Origin of the sequence: Brevibacillus parabrevis (assembly GCF_003710905.1) — a bacterium.
GTDB classification, from domain to species: domain Bacteria; phylum Bacillota; class Bacilli; order Brevibacillales; family Brevibacillaceae; genus Brevibacillus; species Brevibacillus parabrevis.
This window is the reverse complement of the sequence record NZ_RHHV01000012.1, coordinates 568,902-590,982: the sequence shown is the minus strand read 5'-3', so window position 1 is coordinate 590,982 and position 22,081 is coordinate 568,902. Positions and strand designations below refer to the sequence as shown.

Annotated in this window: 27 protein-coding genes; all 27 read right to left on the bottom strand. The window is 50.9% G+C overall.

The genetic code is table 11. From position 1 onward, the window contains the following. Window positions 1-4 precede the first annotated feature (4 nt). Entirely contained in the window at window positions 5-379 is a 375-nt protein-coding gene (locus tag EDM60_RS18820) for a phage tail protein (RefSeq protein ID WP_208715224.1), read from the bottom strand. A gap of 28 nt (window positions 380-407) precedes the next feature. Then, window positions 408-656, bottom strand: a complete 249-nt coding sequence (locus tag EDM60_RS18815) for a hypothetical protein (RefSeq protein WP_141254239.1) — start codon at window positions 654-656, stop codon at window positions 408-410. Beyond that, complete coding sequence (locus EDM60_RS18810; RefSeq protein WP_122965325.1) at window positions 638-1,657, bottom strand: phage late control D family protein; 1,020 nt, start codon at window positions 1,655-1,657, stop codon at window positions 638-640. Before EDM60_RS18810 ends, EDM60_RS18815 begins: the two co-directional genes overlap by 19 nt. After that, on the bottom strand, window positions 1,654-1,869 hold the full coding sequence (locus tag EDM60_RS18805) for a tail protein X (protein WP_122965324.1): 216 nt from the start codon (window positions 1,867-1,869) through the stop codon (window positions 1,654-1,656). Before EDM60_RS18805 ends, EDM60_RS18810 begins: the two co-directional genes overlap by 4 nt. Further along, the gene (locus EDM60_RS18800) at window positions 1,866-4,385 is read right to left on the bottom strand and encodes a phage tail tape measure protein (protein WP_122965323.1); all 2,520 of its coding nucleotides are present in this window, start codon (window positions 4,383-4,385) and stop codon (window positions 1,866-1,868) included. The genes EDM60_RS18805 and EDM60_RS18800 overlap by 4 nt, the downstream gene beginning before the upstream one ends. A 165-nt stretch (window positions 4,386-4,550) precedes the next feature. Then, a complete protein-coding gene (locus tag EDM60_RS18795; RefSeq protein ID WP_122965322.1) occupies window positions 4,551-4,868 on the bottom strand; it encodes a phage tail assembly protein in 318 nt (105 codons plus the stop codon). A gap of 20 nt (window positions 4,869-4,888) precedes the next feature. Further along, on the bottom strand, window positions 4,889-5,410 hold the full coding sequence (locus EDM60_RS18790) for a phage major tail tube protein (protein ID WP_122965321.1): 522 nt from the start codon (window positions 5,408-5,410) through the stop codon (window positions 4,889-4,891). A gap of 17 nt (window positions 5,411-5,427) precedes the next feature. Beyond that, window positions 5,428-6,876, bottom strand: coding sequence for a phage tail sheath family protein (locus EDM60_RS18785; RefSeq protein WP_122965320.1), 1,449 nt, complete (start codon window positions 6,874-6,876; stop codon window positions 5,428-5,430). Further along, window positions 6,876-7,181 (bottom strand): hypothetical protein, encoded by a 306-nt coding sequence (locus tag EDM60_RS18780; protein WP_122965319.1) that lies wholly within the window; start codon window positions 7,179-7,181, stop codon window positions 6,876-6,878. The genes EDM60_RS18785 and EDM60_RS18780 overlap by 1 nt, the downstream gene beginning before the upstream one ends. Beyond that, a complete protein-coding gene (locus EDM60_RS18775; RefSeq protein ID WP_122965318.1) occupies window positions 7,178-7,630 on the bottom strand; it encodes a hypothetical protein in 453 nt (150 codons plus the stop codon). The genes EDM60_RS18780 and EDM60_RS18775 overlap by 4 nt, the downstream gene beginning before the upstream one ends. A 4-nt stretch (window positions 7,631-7,634) precedes the next feature. Then, window positions 7,635-8,216 (bottom strand): phage tail protein, encoded by a 582-nt coding sequence (locus tag EDM60_RS18770; RefSeq protein ID WP_122965317.1) that lies wholly within the window; start codon window positions 8,214-8,216, stop codon window positions 7,635-7,637. Beyond that, on the bottom strand, window positions 8,213-8,524 hold the full coding sequence (locus tag EDM60_RS18765) for a hypothetical protein (protein ID WP_167470336.1): 312 nt from the start codon (window positions 8,522-8,524) through the stop codon (window positions 8,213-8,215). Before EDM60_RS18765 ends, EDM60_RS18770 begins: the two co-directional genes overlap by 4 nt. After that, window positions 8,514-8,822 carry a hypothetical protein gene (locus tag EDM60_RS18760; protein WP_122965315.1) on the bottom strand — a complete coding sequence of 103 codons (309 nt, stop codon included), beginning with the start codon at window positions 8,820-8,822 and terminating at the stop codon, window positions 8,514-8,516. The genes EDM60_RS18765 and EDM60_RS18760 overlap by 11 nt, the downstream gene beginning before the upstream one ends. A 15-nt stretch (window positions 8,823-8,837) precedes the next feature. Continuing rightward, a complete protein-coding gene (locus EDM60_RS18755) occupies window positions 8,838-9,869 on the bottom strand; it encodes a major capsid protein (RefSeq protein ID WP_167470335.1) in 1,032 nt (343 codons plus the stop codon). 18 nt (window positions 9,870-9,887) lie between these two features. Further along, window positions 9,888-10,259, bottom strand: coding sequence for a head decoration protein (locus tag EDM60_RS18750; RefSeq protein ID WP_122965313.1), 372 nt, complete (start codon window positions 10,257-10,259; stop codon window positions 9,888-9,890). Next, on the bottom strand, window positions 10,256-11,347 hold the full coding sequence (locus EDM60_RS18745) for a head maturation protease, ClpP-related (protein ID WP_122965312.1): 1,092 nt from the start codon (window positions 11,345-11,347) through the stop codon (window positions 10,256-10,258). Before EDM60_RS18745 ends, EDM60_RS18750 begins: the two co-directional genes overlap by 4 nt. Continuing rightward, the gene (locus EDM60_RS18740) at window positions 11,304-12,854 is read right to left on the bottom strand and encodes a phage portal protein (protein WP_233454190.1); all 1,551 of its coding nucleotides are present in this window, start codon (window positions 12,852-12,854) and stop codon (window positions 11,304-11,306) included. The genes EDM60_RS18745 and EDM60_RS18740 overlap by 44 nt, the downstream gene beginning before the upstream one ends. Before the next feature lie 14 nt (window positions 12,855-12,868). After that, window positions 12,869-13,096 (bottom strand): DUF6148 family protein, encoded by a 228-nt coding sequence (locus EDM60_RS18735; protein WP_122965310.1) that lies wholly within the window; start codon window positions 13,094-13,096, stop codon window positions 12,869-12,871. A gap of 21 nt (window positions 13,097-13,117) precedes the next feature. Then, window positions 13,118-14,917, bottom strand: coding sequence for a phage terminase large subunit family protein (locus EDM60_RS18730; protein WP_208715223.1), 1,800 nt, complete (start codon window positions 14,915-14,917; stop codon window positions 13,118-13,120). Next, window positions 14,892-15,434: a hypothetical protein gene (locus EDM60_RS18725; RefSeq protein WP_122965309.1), complete on the bottom strand. Its 543-nt coding sequence runs from the start codon at window positions 15,432-15,434 to the stop codon at window positions 14,892-14,894. Before EDM60_RS18725 ends, EDM60_RS18730 begins: the two co-directional genes overlap by 26 nt. Window positions 15,435-15,666: 232 nt before the next feature. Further along, window positions 15,667-15,816 carry a hypothetical protein gene (locus tag EDM60_RS28745; protein ID WP_167470334.1) on the bottom strand — a complete coding sequence of 50 codons (150 nt, stop codon included), beginning with the start codon at window positions 15,814-15,816 and terminating at the stop codon, window positions 15,667-15,669. A gap of 181 nt (window positions 15,817-15,997) precedes the next feature. After that, window positions 15,998-16,537 carry a hypothetical protein gene (locus tag EDM60_RS18720; RefSeq protein WP_122965308.1) on the bottom strand — a complete coding sequence of 180 codons (540 nt, stop codon included), beginning with the start codon at window positions 16,535-16,537 and terminating at the stop codon, window positions 15,998-16,000. A 4-nt stretch (window positions 16,538-16,541) separates the two neighbouring features. After that, the gene (locus tag EDM60_RS18715) at window positions 16,542-17,942 is read right to left on the bottom strand and encodes a DEAD/DEAH box helicase (RefSeq protein WP_122965307.1); all 1,401 of its coding nucleotides are present in this window, start codon (window positions 17,940-17,942) and stop codon (window positions 16,542-16,544) included. After that, window positions 17,927-18,241, bottom strand: a complete 315-nt coding sequence (locus EDM60_RS18710; RefSeq protein WP_218033823.1) for a PDDEXK family nuclease — start codon at window positions 18,239-18,241, stop codon at window positions 17,927-17,929. The genes EDM60_RS18715 and EDM60_RS18710 overlap by 16 nt, the downstream gene beginning before the upstream one ends. A 192-nt stretch (window positions 18,242-18,433) precedes the next feature. Further along, window positions 18,434-20,962: a virulence-associated E family protein gene (locus EDM60_RS18705; RefSeq protein WP_244226806.1), complete on the bottom strand. Its 2,529-nt coding sequence runs from the start codon at window positions 20,960-20,962 to the stop codon at window positions 18,434-18,436. Window positions 20,963-20,971: 9 nt separating this feature from the next. After that, a complete protein-coding gene (locus EDM60_RS18700) occupies window positions 20,972-21,277 on the bottom strand; it encodes a hypothetical protein (RefSeq protein ID WP_122965305.1) in 306 nt (101 codons plus the stop codon). Further along, window positions 21,270-21,908 (bottom strand): AAA family ATPase, encoded by a 639-nt coding sequence (locus EDM60_RS18695; protein WP_167470333.1) that lies wholly within the window; start codon window positions 21,906-21,908, stop codon window positions 21,270-21,272. Before EDM60_RS18695 ends, EDM60_RS18700 begins: the two co-directional genes overlap by 8 nt. Between the last annotated feature and the right edge of the window lie 173 nt (window positions 21,909-22,081).

Genomic DNA, 22,081 nt, shown 5'->3' with positions numbered 1-22,081 from the left:
GCTATCACTTCCTCATGTATTCCTCCATTGTCACGTCCGCAGTTCCAACGATTACGCGCCCCTGATTGTCCACGGCCGTCCACGACTGCTTGACCGACGTAATAACCCACTGGTCGCGCCCGATTGGCGTTCCACCGATGATCAACGTGTCTGCCTTACCTGATCGGCACAAATCGAGTAATTTGTCCATTTCAGACTTTGGATTCACTCCGTATTGGGCGTCGAATCGCATCTTGAAACTAATGCTGTCCAGGTCAGGCCCCAGAAACTCAGAGCGCGGCTTCTGACCAAACCTTTCGTGCTTTGACCAACGCGCCGTCGCTGATCGCGTCAGCTCGTCAAATGTTCGGACTTTTTCGTGCGTTACTTCAAATATCAAACTTCCAAAACTGCCGATTTGTCCCGTTTTAACCACCTCCAGGCGGGTCGTCTTTGCTGTAGTAAGGACCGAGCACAAACCCGTCGGTTGTTCTCCCTGTCGCAGTATAGAAGCAGATTACGACGTCACCAGGCTTTACAGGCCAGGCTGTTTTCATGACTGACAGTTCTGGAGATACCGTGTTGTCGCGGCCAGGAAAGGCCACACGCGCCGCGCCGATCTCTACATTCACCGACGATACTATGCCGACTTCAATCATCAGTAACCCTCCAGACAACGGCGCAGCTCCAGCGACGATTCATAGCCAGATTGCTGGCTGTGCGTCGCACGCGTGACGATGTATTTACCGTCAAAGTTTCCGAAACCGCTCAGGTTAACAGTAACGCCAGCCACATATTGCGGATTTCCGACCATTGTAATCGATACTTGCGTCGAATCTTTGTTCGCTTCGCGCAGCTTCTTTTTCGCCAGACGCTGTGCCTCCGCAACAGATGCAACCTGTTCCTTTACCATCAGCGTTCGGCCAACTTTTGGAGCCCTTGGCGCTTCAAATTTGCCCGTGATTGCTTTTTTTCCTTTGCCCGCATAGTAGGTGACCTGGCAGGCTCTGTAGCATCCGATTGACGTCGTATGCGCGCTGAAAGATTTCAGTTCAGAGGATGATCGCGATAGTGTAGCGATTGCAGCTGCCCTCTCGTACTTTGCTTCGTCGAAAATCACCAGCTGTTTGTCTGTGAGCTTCAAGCAAAGTCCGGCGTCGCTTGCCAGCCGCATCAAAAACGCCAAGTCTGTTTCTTCGGTCTGCTCTATGCGGTCGTATTCCGGATTTTCCGGTGTGTCATAGAATAGTTTCATCCCAGCGGCTTTGGCCTTTTCAGTAGCGATCACCGCGAGCTTTGTTTTCTCCCACGCCTTATTTTTCTTTTCGCCAAGTAGCGCTCCCGACTCCGGGACGGACAGCGCCTTGATCGTTACAGTCGACGGTGGAAAGCCTATCTCGATGCTGTCGATCTCGAACGTACCGAGTGCCAATCTCTCCGTCTTCCCTGCCTGGTCCCAATGCTCACGGATAATCGCTGCCTGCAAAGATGCCGATAAGTCCGGCATCCAGCTGCCGATCCACTTTTGGCTGACGTCATGCAAAGTCAGCTGTAAGTCATCAGCGTTGCCGCTCAGATTGTCCGTATATGTCCAGGCTACCAAGTCCGGCTGCAAGTCAGCCGTGATGTCGGTTTTGTTGTATATGACCTGGAGCCTGGCGCTGCGTGCTGCTGTCATCCGCTTTCACCTCGTTTCCATGGCGGCAGCGTATCTGGCGTATCGACAGTAACTACGTCCGGTATGGTCAACTGGACGCCAGCAGAAAAAATGACCGTCTCTCGATGTGCCGGGTTGGCTTCGATGAGTGCGGCCATGTGTTCCTCGCTGCCGAGTGCTTTAAATGCTATCAAGTCCCATATATCACCTTGTATGGTGTGGTATAGTTTCATCGCGCGAAACTCACCCTCTCCATCTGTCGCCTGTAAGCGTTGAACTCTCGCTCAAAGTCGCTCCGGCTCGCTTTTTCCATCTGCTTTACTGCCGACTGGTCAGCGTTGCCGTAAAAGTTGTAAGTTGGCGAAAAGATAAAATCGCCGACGGTGGCCGTGCTGCCGCCCGCTCCGCCGCCGCCAACGCCCAACATTCGGCCAGCTGTTGTCCACAGGTCAAGTGATCGTTTCGAGTTATTGATCGGTACGATGACCTCTTTGTCTCCACCTTCACCAATCCATGCCAGCTCCGGTCGACTGACGATTCCGCCGTCGGCGTAGCCACCAACCTTTGGAATCTGTGCGATATTGAAGCTGAACGATTCGCCGCCATAGCCAGGCACCCAGTCAGGAACGTCAATTTTCACGGAGTTAATGCCTTTGATCGCTGCGTTTATGAGGTCGATCCCGACGTTGATAGGGGCTGCCAAAGCAGCACCGAGAGTGTCGAAAATACCTGTGAACACGTTTTTGACACCCGTCCACGCAAGGCCCCAATCACCTGTGAACGTACCTGTTACAAAGTCGATAACGCCGCTCAGCGTGGTAAGCAGCCCGCTGACGACACCGGAGATGGTGTTGATCGATGTCATAACCACTTGCTGGATCACCGGAAAGCCAACTTGGAACGCTGCAAAAAGAGCGTCCAAAACGGGCTTTATAGTCACCCATACAGCCGTGAACGCTCTGCCGAGTCCAGACACGACGGCCTGTATTTGTGGTGAAAACCGCTGAATTGCCGCAGAAATGGCCGGAAATACATCGTTAGCCAGGAACTGAAATCCACTTTGCAAAATCGGATAGAGTTGGCCGCTGATATAAGCCGCGACCGGAGCCATAAACTTGATGACTGACGTCGCCGTATTGCCGATGATGCCTGCAAGCCCGCCAAGAACGGGGAACGTCGCTTTTGTCGCATCGTAGATGCTTTTCGCGAAACCAAGATATTTTGGGCCTACCTCTTTTGCAAACTGTAGGATTGGCGCGGCAACTTCTCTCAGATTCAAACCTTGGATAAAGCTTACGACCTCGCCTTTCATTGCCACAAAACTTTCTTTCCAGACAGGTGCCATCGTCTCTACCCAAACCATCGTATCTTGCAAAACGGGCAGCAACTTGCCGGACAAAGGCGTAATCAGGCCAGTTTCGATGCGACGTCCAACCCCGGTGAAAAATTCACCCAGCGAGTTGTATTTGATCTTTGCCATGTCGTCCATCGAGCCTTTGGTCATATCAAACGTTTTTTTGATATTGCCATAAGCTTTGATGACCCGTTCTTCCAGGTCTTCCGCCTGCGTACCGAACAAAGCAACAGACGCGGCATTTCGTTCGGCAGGGTCTTTCACCTCATTGATGGCCTTCACGGTTTTGAGAAACGCTTCCTGCGCCACTTTACCGCCAGTAGCAAACTGTTTTGTCATTTCAGCACCGTTCAAACCGATGGCTTTGTAGGCGTCGAGTGACGTTTTGGAACCATCCTTTGTTCGGATACCGAACTCTTTGATACCGTCACCGATCTTATCAAGATTAAACGCGCCCGCTTCCAGTCCAGAACTAAAAATGTTGAACATGTCATTCGCCGAAAATCCGAGCTTGCTGAAATAGGTGCTGTATTCGTTCGCGGTGTCCAGCAATTCGCCGGACTTGTCCAGTCCGTTCTGTGCGCCTTGCGCTAGTAGGCTATATGCTTCGTCTGATGTGATGCCGAAGTTTTTCATCATGGTGTCCGCAGCTTTTACCGACTCTTTCACATCAAACTCGAATACATCCCGCATCAAAAGAGCATTCCGCGTGGTGTTCTCCAACTCGGTGCCGCTCAGTTTTGTAACCGACTTTACAGCAGATAAGCTTTTAGAAAGATCATCCCAGTTTTCACCGAGATTTTGGTTGTACAACTTTGTTGCAACCTCTTTCAGCTCGCCCATCTGCTCGACGGACGATCCGGTCGCCATCTGCATTTTGTTCATCGACTTCACATACTCGTCACTTGCAGAAACAGCTGCAAATGCGCCGACAATTGCGCCGCTGACAGCTGCCATGGACGCGGTAACTGCAACTGCCATTTTCGAGAATTTACCGCCGAGAATATCTACCTGATCGCTCGACTCATCCAGGTCGTCAGGCAACGGATCAAGTCGTGGCCCGCGCCTTTGCTCCAACTCGCGCAATCGTCTCTCCAGTTCTTGCACCGCCTGTGTAGACTGGCGCAGATCGTCCCGGAGTGGCCCCATCTGATCAGTGAGCCGGATACCGCGAATCGCTTGCAGCGCTCTCTCCACATCGCGCAATTCATTTGCCGATTCACGCGCCGAGTCCCGTATCTGCTCAAACGTGTTTCCGGAAATGCGGATGTTTCCTATCTCTCGCGCTCGATTTTCAAGTTGTTGCATGCTATGCAGTGCTTGCGTGAATGAACTAGAGAAGCTAGATTCCAGTTTTCCGGCCAGCTCGAAGGCGATTTTATAAACTTTGGACACTCTCTCACCTTCCCCCCGGTTGCTGCATTTCCTGAATCGCTTCTATCCATTCCAGTAATTCACCCAACGGCAGGCTCAGCCAGTACGATGTCGAGGACCTTGTTGCCATAGAGAAGGAGACAGCCACCTGTTTCAGTAACTGTCTCCTTTTTGGTGTCCAAAGCCCTAAGCGAGCAAAAAATTTTGTACCCGCATCGTGATTTTTGAAAAGTCTTTCGCAGGTAGCTTTTTGATCACTTCAACCGGGACTTTTGCTGCTTTAGCTGCAACCAGAGCGAGATATAACTTGGACAGTTCTTTAACATACACTACATCGTTCGTGGTCGCATTCAACTGGCGCTCGCATGACATCATGTCCTCACCTGTCAAAGCGTCCAAATCGAGACTCAGTTCTGTGTATTCAGTACCGTCAAAAGAAAACGGCCGACTGAGTTTGTATACTGGCTCCTCGACCGTGGTTACTGCTGTATTCTCTCTACTCATTGTTCATTTTCCTCCTTAGTTTAGTAGCCCAATTGGGCGCGAACTTTTGCAAGGTAGTCGACACCATCGATCACGCAGATGTAGTTATATTTGTCCAATTCAAGCAGCACTTTTTCACCATGAGTCAATTTGAGGTAAATAACCTCAAACTCTGACGAACTATCAGTGGCTGCCCCTTGTTCAAACTTCCCGAGGTCGAATTTCTTCGGCACAGCTCGAACGGACAATTTGACCGCAACAGTGTCATAAGCCCCTGTTGATTGCACAAAGACTTGTTGTGATCCCCAAAAGTCTACAGCATGTGCTTGTGGCGCTGCCAGTCGAATAGCAGATTCTTCAATTGTTCGCCAATTCAAGGTGATTGTCATTGAGCCAAAGAGGCCAATTGTGGGGCTGTCCACCTCCCCCGCGATTCCGGCCCCTTTTACTGTTTCCGTAAGATACTCCAAGCTCGGCAGCGTTACATCTGCTGTACCCAGGAAGTCCTTTCCGTCTTTATATACTCGATAACCTACTAGCTTCTCGGAAACTTGTTTTGCCAATTTCGTTCATCTCCTTTCTAGGCAAAAAGCCCGCCGAGATATGATGGATCGTATTCCAGAAGGAACTGAATTTCCTCAGCCGGTGAAGGTGGAGTCACGAAAACGTGAAAGCTTAATTTCCCATCCATCAAGCTCGTTGTCGGGTTTTCTGATTTTAAAAACTCAACACGCCCACCAAGGATGTATCCGGCTGCTTGCAAACCGTTCAACCAGATGTTCACGCTGTCAACGACCGTCTGTACCAAGCGCTTGTTGGCTGGCTCATCGACTTTCGACCAAAACGTTAGGATCAACGTGTTGCCGATCCAGTCGAACATCCGCCGAACCGGGATAAAGCTGTTTACTGGGTCCGTCTCCGCTGGATAAGCCGCTGCCCGGTTCCCCCACACCTTCCAACCTCCAACGAAGTTCAGTGGCGCGACAATGCCTTGTCCGTTAAGAAAGTTCGCCTGATCAAGCCCCAACAGTACCTCGGTTCCATCTTCCAAGACTGCTCCATTTGCCTGATAGCCCTTGTTGGATGGTGACTCAAACGGTACACCTTCGTTTTTCGCGTCCACGGTGCAGATCACTCCAGCAAGTTGCGTTGACTGATGGAAAACATAGTCGCCGAGCTGTAGCATCGGATAGCAGACAATTTGCGATTCTGCTGTGTAGTTGTTTGTTTCTTTCCATGCGGGTGCGTCTGTGTAACGCTTAACTGTATCTGTAGGGATATCCAGCAGTGCCATGCACCGGAAATGACCGTTGATATTGATCGATTTTGCTTTCATGACCGCCCCAACAACAGGGTCCTGTGACCAACCAGGTGCAAGCAGCAGACCAGGTAACAGACGGAAACGCGGGAAAACTTGCTGTACCAACTCCAGGCCAGTCAGGCTACCAGTTGTAGCGTCCACGCCGCCGATGATGTCTGCTGTTGATACAAGCGACGGGTCCAAATGCATAAACGATACTGTCACTGTTGTTTGTGCCTCTGTGATCGCGCCTCCTTCTATGCGGTTGATCACGACAAAGCCCGCCTTGTCAAAAGCTGCAACGTAATCCGTGCCTTTCACGAGTGGTTGACCTGCTGAAGTAAGTTTGACGACCAGTGACTGCAGCATTACACCTGCCTGCTTGATCGTTACTGCTCCTCTCACAAGAGTCAACGTACTGTCAGAAACTTCTTTTTTGTGCTCTGCCGGGTCGAGAACATTGATAAATACAACGGGACCCTGCTGGAAAAGTTGGAAATGGCTATACATCATCTCGCAAAGCGTATAAGACTTCCAATCTGTGCTATATCCGATAGCTTCCTCTGCCTCTTTATAGCTGAAGCACAACACTGGTTCATTGACAGGTACTTTACTTCGCGTCGATAGGTTAACGGGTGCCGTACCAACTACCACTGGCAAAGATGCCGAAATCTTGGCTGGTGGCAAAATAGAAGTAGGTACTCTCCGAGCTTTGACTCCATGCTGCATTATCTACCACCGTCCTTTACTTGCTGGTACAGCGCGTGTTCAAGCGTGCCTGGTGTACCAGTCTTCGCTTGCGCCGCAGCCAGATCGCGCACAGGCACGATCAACTGGCGGATGGCAGGCTGCTTTTCAAACAAGTCGGTAAGATACTCCGGCACGCCGCCGCGAAAAACGGTGTACTGCATTAGCCTACCACCCGGCAGGTTTGGTCCGACGTAGATCAGCTGGACCTGTGGCTGCTCGCTTTCCGTTTTGACCGCTTGCTGGCTTACTTCCACTTCTGGGCCATCTTTTTTTCTTTGTGTCATCCGAAAAATACCTCCTCTTGTACCTGCGGAATCGTCCACAGCGTATTCATTTCCCCCACCCATCCCGGATAGGGCTGCTCGTCAAACAACTTCCACTTTAACGGCAGCTCCATCCGAAATGATTGGCCGACAACACGTTTTTTCAAAAGCGCCTGTCGTACATCTTCGATGATGTTCAACACATCAATAAAGCCAGAATCGTCTTTGGAGTAGGTGCCAACGATCAAGTTGAGGCTGGCCGTTGAGCCATCTTCCAGGTCCTCTCCGCCAGCCGCCCGGACAATGATAAACGGGTAGTCCTCTTCCTGGCTGTCGGCCTTTCGCTGTGGTAAAGCCTCCAAAAACACCTGCGGCGTTGTCAACGTGCCTTTCGGATTGGTCAGCTCCACATCGACAACGACCTCCTCCAAAAAGGTTTTCAAGCTGTGCATCAGCAATACTGGTGTCATTTTCTCACCTCAACAATCTGTTCATCTCGTGATCAAGCCGTGTTTCCATGCGCCGCTTTGCTTCTTGCTCGACATGCTCCACTACTTTCCGGCTGCCAACCATACCAGGCACGCTCGGCCCATACAACTCGCGGATCGGCAGGCCAGACCAGTATGTTTTCCCGTTCCGTGTAACTTTTTTGTGACGCCAGGATCGCATTCGTTTGAACACGCCGACGTGCCCGCTGCGCATCTGCGCAATAAACGCCCCGCGCACCGGGGCCAGGCCGACACGCCTGACTGCTGATTTCGTTGCTGCCGGGCGACGTTTTGGAACCTTGCCGGGGTTCGTTTTAAACCTCATAAGTGGCAGGTTTTTCGACGTAGATGTCATGGTAGCTTCCAAATTTTCAGGTGCGGCATTGCGAGTGCGTAGCGTTCCTTTTACATCTGCTGTCTTGACGAAAAATCGTTCTTTCGTTTTCCTGGTTGCCTCAGTGCCAACACCATGGATTGTTCTGTTCAGTGCAGATGACATCGCTTTTGAAGCATCATCCCGCACTCTTCGCATCTGCCGAATGGCCTGCCTCAATTCCGGTAATCTCACAGCTGGTTCGCCTCCAGCGTGATCGCGTACATTCCGGCTTGTTCGTCCACGTTGGCGACCGTGTATGTCTGATCGTCCAATTCCAGCAGACCGCCTTCGTTTGGTCGATAGCCGAGCTCGCTGCACGACACGTAAACGACCTTCCTCCAAAGAGAAACCCCCTCCGCGTGCGGTAAGGGGGTGCCGTTTAGAGAGTCGGAATCAATGATCAGCCTCATTTTCTTTCCGCCGAGTGTGTGATCCTCTGCAAACTCATCTGTGTTAAGAAAGACATCCAAGTCTGCTGCAACCAAATCTTTAAAGTTCATCGGTCGCCGAATCCTTTGCCAGCCAGGCTTCATACTGCTTCAAACGTTGATCTTCCTTTGCTGCTGCTTGAATGTTCAAACCTTCAAGAAAAGATTTTTGCTCGTCTGCTTTCAACTTCCCAAATTCTTCAAGGGATAGGCTCTTTTTCGCGACATCCGTCTTTTTCTCATCGAACATCACAGCCAGACCAGCTTGTACCAACCTCTGTTCGTCGTCCGGCGGCAGTATGCTGACAATTTCACCACTCTCGTAGTAAACACCATCATGTCGAAGCGGCCATTTCGTTTGAATGGTCATCGGGTTTCCCTCCCTCTACAGGACCTTTGCTACATACCAGCTTTCTACTTCATGCGGGATGGGTAATGGTCGGCTGTTCAACGCCAGAAAACGTTGTGGTGGGTTCTTTTCTGTCCAGCTATCAGGTACGCGCGCCCCCTCGTAGGTGATAAATTGATTATTGTTTCCGATCAACGTGACTGCCCCGTAATGGAAGCTAAAACGAGCACGAGTCGAGGCGATCAACACCGTGCCAGGTGGGACCATCGGCTTTTCAAGGCCTTCTGTTTCATCAAAATACCACTCGTCGTAACTGTACAAGTCCAAGCCCAGGCTCGTGAGCGATCCGAGGTACGTGACACCATTTGGAAGCGTACGAGGATCGATTTGCCCCAACTTGATTCTTTGGTTATCCAGAATTTTTTGCACTGCTAGGTGATTCAAAAATGCTTCCACAACGTCCGAAGCCATAACCGCCGTATCTGGAGTAATCCCGGACTTCTGGATCACGGTCAGTCTCCAGTTTTTCAGATCACCAATCGGATCGCTGCTTGGGTCTGCCCATTTATCTGCGCCGGACAACATGATCTTGTTAGTAAAATCAAAATCAAGCGTCTGATTGACGCCCTCCCCGACCATATCCACTTTTCCGGTAAACAAAGTTTGGGCTGCCATCCACTCTTCTCGGCGCGTCACCGCGTCGTCCAGGTCCGTCAAATCACGAGCCAACAATTCAACCGCCCGTTCATCTGGTGCCTTTGTCGTGTAGATGTTTTCCCCGATTGACCGGATAAGCAAATCTTCTGTTGTAATTGGTCGCAACGGTTTGATCAAAGCGGGTTTATACGTGTTGGTTGTAAATCCGTCACGCTCCATGACTTTTCCCGCGAGTTTCGGAGAGACAAACGGGGCCATACGCCGCCGGCCTTTGTAGTAATCCACGTCCACTGTCTCGGTCAGGAACGTACGGCTATTCGTGAAAAATGTACTTTTCAAAAAGGTGTTAACTGGAAGCATTTGCTCAATTGCTTCCAACATTGTGCGCGGATCATACATACTGATTCCCATGGTCATCACTCTCCTATTTTATGAAAGGGTCCTTTTAAGAAACATCCCAATTTGACGCATGGACCATTTGTGCTTGCTGGCATCATCGGTGCCGCCAAACGAGAGCTTGGTCATGTTAAATTCTCCAGTGAGATATACAGGGGCGGTCGTATCGGCCAGTGTGGCATCAATGGTTTGCGCCAATACCGCATATGGTTTTTCTGATCCATCCGTTTTGGACGAATCAACCATAACAGCCTTGCCGGATGTTGTTACCATCCCGAGGACAGCCCCCTTTTCATAGACGCGACCTGCCGCCAAAACTACCGTGTCTGTGACCACCGGCATTACTGCACCCGCGATCAGATTGTCATACGACACAACATGGCGTGTGACCAGTTGTTCTCTCATAGTTTGTTTCCTCTTCTCATTCGATTCATCACACCGGCAAGCGCATTCGCTTTTGCCTGCTTCTCGCCTTCCTGTGTATCTGCGGGCGGGATGTTGTTTAAACCAGATTGGTTCGCATCTGCTCGCATTTTGCTCGCAAACATGTCACGTAGCCGGGTGTCCGCCTTCAAAATCTCGACTGCTACCTGTTCAGCCGTTGCGCCAGTGACGTACTTGGCCTCTGCTACGAGCTTCGCTGCACTCGGGGTGCCTGCCAGCTCATCCAACGCCTTGAGGCGCGCCCTTTCTTGCTCCATGCCAGCTTTGACGGCGGCATCATATGCCTCACGAGATATTGCCCCGTTTTGCTGCTCAGGCTCTTTAGCTGCCGGTTCATCAGACGGCTTTGGAATGGCAAGCACTCCTGCCACGGCAGCCAAGGGCCCCTTGCAGGTAGGGTCCCCCTGAGGGAGATCAGGGGTATTTGTAAATCCGCTCAAATCAAACACGACACCGTTGAAGACCGCACGCCCTGCTCGCGTAGAAGCCGAAATCTGGACATCCTGCTCCAACTCAGTAGCGAACTTTTTCTCAATCGCATCCGTTGCGGTCATCCATGTTTCGGCATCCATGAGTGCTATTAATTCCTCCGCGCTCATCCCCGTCTTATCCATATACACTTCCACCATGGCGTCGCGAATCTTATCCATCACGTCCGCAGTATGGCGCAAATCGTTTGCCTCCGCGCCCCACACGCTCGTCCATGGATTGTGGATCATCATCATGGAGCCTTTCGGCATAATTACCGTGTCACCGGCGCACGCAATAATCGACGCAATGGAGGCCGCCAATCCTTCCACGCGCACTGTTACTTTTGCTTTGTGCTCTTTCAAAAGCTGGTAAATGTGTAGTCCAGCAAACACGTCACCGCCCGCGCTGTTCAGGCGTACCGTGATTTCTTCCACATCGCCTAGATCCCCCAGCTCATCGCGGAATTGTTTCGGCGTCACCTCATCTCCCCACCAACTGTATTCCGAGACTGGACCATAGAGCTGTAATTCAGCACTATTGTTCTTGTCCATCTTCTTCAGGTTCCAAAACTTTTTCACTGGTTGGTTCACCTCCTGTACTTGTCAACCCACTTACTTGTAACAACCGTTCTTCCCACGCCCGCTGCCGCACGTTCTGTTCAAAATCGCCGCCGGTCAACTCCGCCGTCTCGCGTTCGATCGTACTGATCGCGGCTTGAATCCGCAAAATTGCAGCATTCGCTTCCTTCAATGGATCGAGTTGTCCGGGGGAGGGCCCGTGCCATTCTGCTTTCGTGTACGCTCTTCGAATCAACGGATCATCAAAAAAGCCGGGCGCCGAGATACGTCCCTTCGCAACGGCTTCTGCAAACCATTCTTCGTAGATCGGCTGGCAAAAATCCATAGCCAGCCAGGATCGACGCATCCTGAAGCTTTTCCATGCCTCCAGCAGCGCAGCCCTGCTCGCTGAATACGAGGCCGTAAAGTGCTTCACCAGTAACTCATAAGGAATTTCCAAGGCTGCCCCCACTTGGCGCAGAATCGATGTCACAAAGCCATCAAACGCGGTGTTAGGTCGGGCAGGATTCGCCATCTGCGCTTCCTCCCCCGGTGCGAGGCCAATGATTGCTCCGTTCCCCATTTCATAAGTCGTACTGTCGTCGGCGTCTACTTGATGCTCCAAATCTATTCCCTCTCCTAAAGGATTGTCAGGGCTGTTGGACTTAATGAAGACTGTGAACATGCCACTTACCACAGCCGCCATCAGTTCAGCTTCTGTGTAGCGTCCCAACTGCTTGAGTGATTCAATCACGGGTGCCAAGATTGGTACACCCCGACGTTGCTCAGGTCGCTCACTTTCCATGAGGTGTAGAAGATTTCGCCGCCCGCTTTCGCGACCAAACGCCTCCACTCGTGTCCATGTTTGCTTTTTGGACGACGTGCTCAATGGGTGACGACCGGAAAACCAGTAGGCAATCACCTCGCCGTGCTCGTCACACTCCACACCACCTTTGATGTCTCTTCCTCCGATCACATCAGGATCGCTCACACGATCGGCCTCCATCAAACGTATCCGAAGATCGTACACCGAATGTGCACGCGGAGTTATGGGCAGCAACGCAAAGCTGTCTCCGCTCATCAGTTGCGACAGATACGCCAATTGCTGTAGTTCAAAGAAATTGTTCAGCCGCTGCGCGTCGCAATCAACCGTTTCGGACCACAACGCAAATTCGCGCTGGATGATGCGTTTTAGTTGAGCCGCATCTTCATCCGCCAACCCCAGAAATTCGGTATCGACCGCAGGTTTGAGCTGTAGTCCCGTCCCAACAACATTCGTCCGTGCCGTTTTCAAAGCACCAGTTGCTAGCGCTGAACCACCCATATATAGGTCACGCGATCGCTGCCGTAACACGTCCAGATTCTCGATAATGTCCTCGTCAGGTGATCCCCCATTAAAAACCCAGCCGAGCAACGACTTTTTTGTCCGGCTTGCGCCGTGATGGGAGTACCCGGAGTTCATCAGTGACAGCTTTTTTCTTGCCGCTGATCGCTTTAAGGCCCATTGTGGGGCAACGATGGAAATCAATTGATCAAGCCTGCTCATAAATCGCGCGGAACAACACGCATGACTCGTGCGCCTGGTCGACTACCACGTTCCAGTCTAGCTACCTCATTCCGCCAAAACAGGATTTGCTCTCGAATATCTGCCAGACTCGCCCGATTTAATTGTCTTGCCCCAATCCGATAGGATTGACCCGTTGAGACAGCCATTTCTGCGTTCAGCCAGGCTTGCAGTCGCTCGCGTGCGGTTTCTACTGTCCAGCTCATCGTTCCTTTCACCTCCTTTCCTCACAGTCCTTTGCTGAGCACACGCCGCTGCTTCCTCGGATTCGAAATTTTGTTCGTAAACCCGACTTCCGCCAACCGATCGAAGTCAGGATTCACGATCTCAAGAGCCGCCGTGGCATAATTGCGTAGGTCAAGCGGCTCATTTCGAACACCGCTCCGTTTCACCCATTCGACTCGTGGCACACCCTTGTGGAAGCGAATTTTCCTTTTCTCGGATGTCAGACCTCGAAAATATTCCTCGTCATACCCTTTGCCCTCGTTTCTAGGGAAATGGCAGTAACCTGGCTGTCCTTCAAACTCCTGTTTCAATCGGCTCATCACTGTTTCTTTACCTGCATCCACACCAAGAATAAAAAGTGCGCATTTCTCTCGTGGCGTTCGCGACATGCGGCCGATCAACGGTATGCCGTCCCCCCCTTTTCCCTTGATCGCAAAAATTCGTCTTTGCTCGCGAGCTTTGCAAAACCGGTACACCTCTGTTGTATGGTGTCCGCCGCTATCAATGCAGGTGCAGGCGACGGTCATACCGTATCCGTCTTTTCGCTTCCAAACACGCAACAAGTATTCATCCAAATCCTTCCACACACTAGGTTGAGAAGGGTCGCCGATTAGTTGATAGTATTGAATCCCCCATGATTCCTTGCCGATCCCCCAGCCGACGACTTCGACTTCCAACCGGTCGTTCTGCACGTCAACCGCCGCCGTCAGTAACAGTACGCCGTCAGGAATATCCGCATCGTAGGTTTCGCGACGCTTTACGAGTACGTCTTCCTCGATTTGTTCGCCCTCTTCTTCCCATGTTTCTCCAAGCGAGGTATTCACCCAGACCTGCAACTGCTCGACACCGCCAGCTTTTGCTTCCAGAAATTCTTCAATGATCGTTTTCCAACGCTTCCATGGGCTTGCCAACTCGTTTAGGTGAAAGCCCCGAACCTTGGCATTCTCTTTTTGGGGCTTCCATTTCCCTTTGCCCACTTTCCACTCTGTCTCGGAATGGTGAAAGCCACAAAAATTACATCGATGGGTCGCATCCTCAAATCGGATTTGCCCCCATGTTAAAGGCTGGTACTCTCCGCAGTTGGGACAGGGCAGGCACCATTGCTCCATACTGCTATCGTTGTAAGCAGTCTCAATTCGTGATGCGCCTTTAATCGTGGGCGTGCTTACCAGAATCCGTTTACGGTTCCAGAACGTCGTAGTGCGCTTCGAGACAAGCAATACTGGGTCGCCTTCTGTTCCGGCCGAAGCCGGATATCGGTCCACCTCATCGCAAAGCACGACGCGAATCGGCCTGCTGGCGAGTGAGGCAGGCGAGTTGGCCCCCGCCATTGTGATATGCCCACCCGGGAAGGTTTTATGAAGCATGGTATTCCCGCTGTCACGACTCTTCACATCTTTGACCTTTCCTCTGAGTGCAGGTGAATCTCGCAGCATAGGAGCCAGCCGATCTTTAGAGAAAGCCTGTGCCATTTCGAGCGTCGGCTGTACGAGCATAATCGGCGCTGGATCGTAATCGATAAAAAATCCAATCGTATTGAGCAATAGCTCCGTCTTGCCCACCTGCGCCGACGACATTACCACTACCGTTTCCACGTTGTTGTCACACACGGCGTCCAAAATACCTCGCTGATAAGGCGCTCGATCCGTTCGCCATTGCCCCGGCTCGGCCGACGCTTCCGACGATAGCTTGCGGAATCGATCAGCCCACTGAGATACTGTCAGTTTAGGGGGCGGGGCCATGCGCTTTGCGATGGTCGTAAACAGTCGCATCGTACTATTCGCGATCTTCTGCATCTTCATTCACCTCTACATACTCCTCATTGCGCACATGAAACGTTGCGGGGTCGTAAGTGGATAGCTCTGTCAACGCTTCGTGTATTTCGCTCGTCAAAATCGCCTGTACTTCCGCGATTGCTTTTTTGTCCAGCAGTTGTGGGGCTATTTTCGTCGGCAAAGCGAGGCACCGGGCACGGAAGGAAGTCACCATATCGTCCATAACAGCTGCAACATCCTCTGACCGATGCAACTCGCCTTTCATAACGGCAACTTGAAGCTCGGTTTTCTCTCGCTTCGCCTTCTCATGCAGTGCCTTTTCACGGTAGTAATCGACCTCGTTCTCTTCAGTAGGCTCCCGTTCCTGAATGTACCGGATATATCTTTTCAGGCTTTCAATTGCACGGTATTTGCCGCGCTGTTCCCGTACCAGCACGCCTTCTTCTGCCAGTTGCTGAATGCGTCTGGCTGTTAGATTCAGTAGCTCGGTCATCTGCTTGGTCGTAAACAACATTTCGTGTTGATCAGCGCCATCATTTCGCATTCTTCACCCACACCACCTCCCTTTTTCGCCATACAAAAACCTTGAAAACCCTGTCCTTTCAAGGTATATACACCGCTATACAGTTTCATTGCATACTCGTTTTTGCGAAGCGAAATGGTTGTAAAAAAATTGTGACTAACGAAATTTCGGGGCTCGCTTTACCCGCACTCTTCCCGGATTCCAGAAGGACCCGGGAAAATTTTATCTCAGAGAAAAAAGCACCGCATGGGTGCTAATTAAAATAGTCTGCAATCTGTTCTCTATTCTTGATAACTGCTGGTATTGCAAGTGAAGCCAGGACAAACAAACCAATTTGCGTTTCGGTAAACACCAATTTAATAGCGTTAAATCCCTCTATCCAGCCTATTAATGTTTCAAACATACTCTCACCTCCCCATTACCATTTTGATCCAGATGGGGAGGTCTGTCCATAATGACTATGCAAAAAGCCACCCGATAGACCGGATGGCTCCCTTGTTTCCCTGTTCATAATTTTTCGATGTTATCATAGTATCACGGGACCACTGAATAGAAAATGAACGCTTTTTGAAACGAAAATGAAATCAATTAAATTCGATTCCATCCACTCCAAACACTAGAACTGACAAGGTTTTCACCGCGTTTTTCACATCGTTGTATACTGTTCTTGGCTCGATATTGTGAAATTCTGCGAGTTCCTCAACCGTTTGTTTTTTCTCAGAAATGTACAGCTCGTGGACAATATGGTATCGTCGTAAATCCTCTTGTTGTCCCGATGCTTCGCACATGGCTTGATAAACACCAATCATTTTCCGAACAAATTTCACCATAACAATTGTTCGCTGCCTGCTACGTTTGATTGACTCCAAAGCTAACTCATCGGTGTACAGACTCTCCATAGCATCTGCATAATCCATCGCTGTCACTTGCTCCCTTGCACCTTCGACATGGCTTACAAATGACCGATAGTGTTTCAACAGCAATTTGGTATTTCGCAGCCTCCAATCACGCTTTTCTTTCTGCTGTTTTTGTTTCTTTTTCTCTTGAAACTCCATAGCCGCTTGCACAGCCGCACGCGTAATTTCTTCGATCACTTCCGGGCTCAATGCTTGCTTTTGACTCATGGACTCACTCTCCTTTTACTTTGTCTATTCTTGCTTTTAGCGCCTCCAGCAGCCTATCTTGTGTCGTTGCCTTTGCTTCAAGCGAATCCATAACGTCTTCGTCCGCTCCGCCTTGCACGACCAGATGGTGCAAAATCACCTTTTGCTTTTGTCCTTGTCGGTGCAGGCGCTTATTCGCCTGTTGATACAACTCCAGGCTCCACGGCAATCCGAACCACGCGACGTGATTCCCCCCATCCTGTAGGTTTAGCCCGTATGCTGTACTTGCTGGATGTGCCAGTCCTACATCGATCCTACCTGCGTTCCAGTCGTCCTGATCTTGCGGAGTTTTGATCTCCCTTACTCGGAGATTTGTTTTTGCCAAAGCCTTCTTGATCCGGGACAAATCGTGTTGGTAACTGTAAAACGTTAATACGGGCTTCCCGTTCAATTGCTCGACTAGCTCCATGAAGGCTTCCAGTTTGTTATCGTGAATTTCATAGACCTGTCGTTCGTCATCGTACAGCGCACCGTTGCAGAGCTGTAACAGCTTTCCGGTCAAAACAGCGGCACTGGTAGCTGTGATCTCGGTACCCTCGATTTGCAAAAGCAGCTCTTTTTCCATTTGCTTGTACAGCTTCTTGGCTTTGTCATCCAGGACAATCGGGATGATATTCGGTATGGCGTCCGGCAGCTCCAAATAATCTTCTGCCTTCATGCTGATGCATATGTCTGATATTTTCTGCTGGATTAATTTATCCGCTCCAGGCTTAGCCGTGTAGCCAAAGCCGCTGTAGTTTTTCTCAAAATATCGTGCCCGGTAATGCGTGATTTTCTTTTCCAGACGTTGTCCTTGATCCAACAGATGCACCTGCGCCCAAAGGTCCAACAACCCGTTTGGAGCTGGTGTTCCGGTCAATCCGACAATGCGCTTGATATGTGGACGAATCCAGGTTAGCGCTTTAAAACGTTTCGATTGGTGATTCTTAAAACTACTCAACTCGTCCACCACAACCATGTCAAACGGCCAAGCGTTACGGTAATATTCAACCAGCCATGCGACATTTTCTCGATTGATCACGTAGACGTCTGCGGGCGTGTTCAGTGCCCGAATGCGTTGTGTGCTCGAACCCAATATCGGAACTACTCGCAGCATTTTTAAGTGCTCCCATTTTGCCGCTTCCTTGCTCCAGGTAGCCTCCGCAACCTTTTTTGGTGCGATAACCAGCACTTTAGAAACGGCGAAACGGTTGTACTTCAAGTCGTTGACAGCGGTCAATGTGATAACCGTTTTCCCAAGACCCATGTCCAAAAGCAATCCCAGGGCTTCATCCGTCAGAAGCCTGTTGATGCAGTACCGCTGGTAGGCATGCGGAACAAATTTTATTTTGGGCTTTTCAGTGGTTCGCGCTACTGCTCCGGCCATTGGGGCATCCCTTCCGTGGCCTGCATTCGGCTGATCAAACTGTCAACATCGCCCTTGTTATCGATAACGGCAACCGGAAGACTCAACCCCGCGATAAATCGCTGCTGGTTCATCTGCAAAGGTGTCGGCTTTTTTCCTGGTGCCTTCAGTTCAGCAAAAGCGATTCTGCCTCCTGGAAGCAAAACGATCCGGTCTGGCACCCCGTTGTTGCCCGGGGAAACAAACTTGTATGCTCGCCCCCCTGCGGCCTTGGCTCTTTTCACCAAATACTGCTCTATGTCACGTTCTCGCACGATCATCACTCCGATCAAAGTCAGGCTCGTCAACTTTCGCCGTTATTCCCTTATATATTTATATAATCAGGCGAATTAGGCGGGCAGACATAATCCTATATCCTCTATTCTCTCTATTTCTTACTTCTAGTAGTTTTAAAGTTGACAAAGTATACAAAGTATTAAAAACCTAGATGCTTGAAGGGATTGCCCTGTCAACTATGTCGTCAACTTTCTTATTTTGGTAGGTTTACAAGGTTGACAGAGAAAGTTGACAGAATTACGGTAAGTTGACACTTTTACAAACCCTTTTTGCTGTCCGTAGGGGCCAAAACGAAACGAACTACCATAGCGTTTCCACCCAGGGAGGGATGCTAAAATCGCGTTGATCTCCAAGGTGTCCGATCGCCGCATAAACTTGATATCGCCTCCCAGGCATTCACTCCACACCTCAGCCGCACATATCCGATCCCGTTCCACCGTGCCTTCGTCACTCCGGCCGAACTCCCCGGACCAATATAGTCGCCGTTCGCTCAACGACCTTTTCTCCCAGCCTATCGGCACCCGGCGTTCCGCAAATTCACGAATCACGCCTTCTTTGGCGTTGCTCTCTTGGTGGGCCTCCTGCTGTTGTTTAGCCTCTGCCTCCGCCTCGCCTGTGAGATACAGGGCCTCTCCCAATTGCCAATACACGAACGCTTCTGCATATATCTGTGGAATCTCGTCCTCCAAGTCGTTGAAAACACTCTTCTTAACAGGCTGCACCCCTACGTCAACAGGCCAAAACCGTCTGTTTCCGGTTTTATCCTTCAGAAACTCGCTGTCATTGGTCGTTCCAAAAAACACGCAGCGCCTTGGAAACGCTTTTGTACGACGGCCAAACGGCTCCCGGTATATGTCCTCTGTCCGGCTCAGGAACTGCTTGACGGCATTCGATTCGGACTTTGACATCCCCGTCAGCTCGCCGATCTCATTAATCCAGATGCCTTGTATCATTTCAGACGCCTCTTTGCCTTCGAACGTTTGTAGACTGTCGGAGTACCAACGTCTGCCCAGTAAGCGCAAAAACGTACTCTTACCCAGCCCTTGCGGTCCCGCCAAAATCGGCATCTGATCGTATTTGCATCCTGGATTCATGGCGCGGGCCACAGCAGCCACCAGTGATTTCCTTGACACTGCGCGGACATAGGTAGAGTCAGCGGCACCGAGGTAATCGCACAGCAACGTGTCCAGTCGCTTCACACCGTCCCATTTCAAGCTCTCCAGCCAATCCCGCACCTCGTTGAATGTGTGTCTGTGTGCGTATAGGGCAACCGCATCAAAAACCCTTTCTTTGCCCGTTATGCCGTATGTGCGTTCCAGGTAATGCCGCAGTCCGGCATCATCCACATCCGACCATCCGCGCCGTTCCTGGTTGCTGTTCCAAGGCAGCGGCCCCAGCACAGCACCTCTGTTGGCAAACTCATCGAAAGCAAGCTTGCCCTTTAGCAGCGGATCATGCTCCAGAATGATCAGGATGTTGTCGGTCGTCTTCGCGGGCATGCCTGTCGTAGCGCTGACCTGTAGCTTACTGATCCAGTTGACCGTTTCTTCCTCAGTCGCCGGAAGATTGCCAAAATCCTGAATGGCTTTTTCATAGCGCTCCTGGTTGAGTAGCGCGGCAACACCTGCATCTTGAAGCGCAAAGCCGCACATGGCCGTGAACGACGGTAAGCGGTTGGTCGGTGTTCCCGGCGTCGCGTCGTCGTCCATTTCGCCAAACTTGTGTAGCCGAACCAGGTCAAACGCATTCACGAGGCGTCCGCCGACCGGGTCAGTTGCGTGATGGCTGAATAGGAAAGCCCCGTCGTCGTATAGGATAGCCCCGCCTGTCGTGCTTCCGCCGACGTATGTAAGTCTTCCGCTGTCGTCTGTCGGCGCGTACACGCCTGGCAGGAATACTTCTATCGCACGATAAACGTCATACTGGCGACAAAACGCACCAACGACGCCTTGTTTCTCTGTTGGATCGCCCTGCTTTGCTGCCAAACGAACGTGTGCCTGCTGTGCCCCAGGCACCTGCGGCCACTCGGCCACATTACGCCAATCCGCATAAAGCGCCAACAGGCCGTCAGCATCGAGAAACGGCTTGTCCCCGTACTGGAAGACAAATCGACTGTCGGAGCAGCATGACGGCCAGTACATCAACCGTACGCCTTGGAAAGTCGTCGGATCACATAGCTCAATACCGATTATGGATCCGAGTTTCCGAGCCAGCGGCTCATATTCGTCGGCCGTAACCGTTCGGTTCAGAGGAGCCAGCACACGCAGACGCGGCTTGGCTTCCTCATGCTTCCGTGTGCTGTATACAGCGTAAGAGCAGCCCAAACCATCCAGGCGGCGCAGCACATCCGCCGTACTGCCTGCCGGGATATTATCCAGGTCAAGCGTGATGACATCCCGGCCAGTTACATTGTTACCCTTCCGCCGATTACCCGCCAGAGTCCCTGCTACAAAACCACCGACGTCTTTCAGGTCATCCTGCTTACTCTTTGGCAGCTGTAGATATTGGGCAAGCGTTTCGGTGCCGCGGACCGCAACTCGCAGTCGCTCCACCAGCTCTGACCAGTAAATTGTTTGTGCTGGCCAGTGCGTCGCCTTGCGGCTGCCAGCGGAGGATATGGTAAGTTGTCGGTCGTGAATCATGGCAGCCATCCTTTCAATACGTGAAATACTAGGAACAAAAGTAATGTTGTGGATATTATTCAAATCTCTCCATTATGGCCTCAGCCCGTGAATAAGTTCACGCAACTCGATTTCCCTCAACCGCTTTTGCACATCTTCCAGCGATTGGAGCAATACTTCTTTCTCTGATTTCAGGGATTCGGCCACAGGGGGTACGTCCGATTCAGTCAGCAAAATCAAGTCTTCACGGCTTGGGCTTCTTCTTTTGGCAATCCTCGCGGACTGCATTCGGATCGATTGTTCTACGATGTTTCGAACTGTTCTGGCGTTACCGAAACCGGGTTTCATCCTTTCCAGCTCAAACCTTGACAAAAGCGAATCGATATAGGCATTAGACATTTGGTACTCTCTCTCTCTCGGAACAAAAGAAAGCTGCGATTTGTATAAGATCGGACACTTCGTAGTCCGCGAAATGAATTGTCGTTGGAAATCGGGATCGCAGCCCTGGATTTTCGTTGAGAAATTCGGCCATGTCTTCAGGATAGCCAGCAGCAATAACAACAATTTCGTCGCGCATGTCCTCCATTAGTTGAACAATGGCCGCGATCACTTTATCACCTGTCTTATGCGACGACTCACCAGCAACGAAAGCATAGGCTTCATCGATGAATAAGACCCCGCCTTTGGCTTCTTTGAATTTGTCCTTTATTGTTCTCTCGGCCTGCCCAACATGCGGGTGTGTTACATCCGCGTGGTGGATTTCAACAAACGGCGGTTCATCGTGACTTGTTTTTAACATCCCAAGAGCTGCAAACGCCTCACCAATCAACCGGGCTGCTGTTGTCTTCCCTGTTCCTGGATTCCCCTTAAAGACCATGTGATTCGATTGCGGCGTGGTCTTCAGACCCTGGCGCTCTCGTAGCTTTGATATTTTGGCAAACTGTATCATTTGTTCGACCTGGTTTTTTACCGCGAACATACCAGGAAGTGCGCCGAGTCTTTCCAAGGCTTCCCTTGCTCTGCGTTCCAATGGAGGCATCCCCCTCAATTACTATTTTGTTAATCATTTACGGTCAAGGCTGCGAAGCAAAGGTGCCACAGTTCAGCCCTGTAGATAGTAAATATTCACTGGGATGGCCCTATTACATCCTTGGGCATCGGTCTGTCCTCCGCATTTTTAACGTAACACGGGTTTCGGTTTGT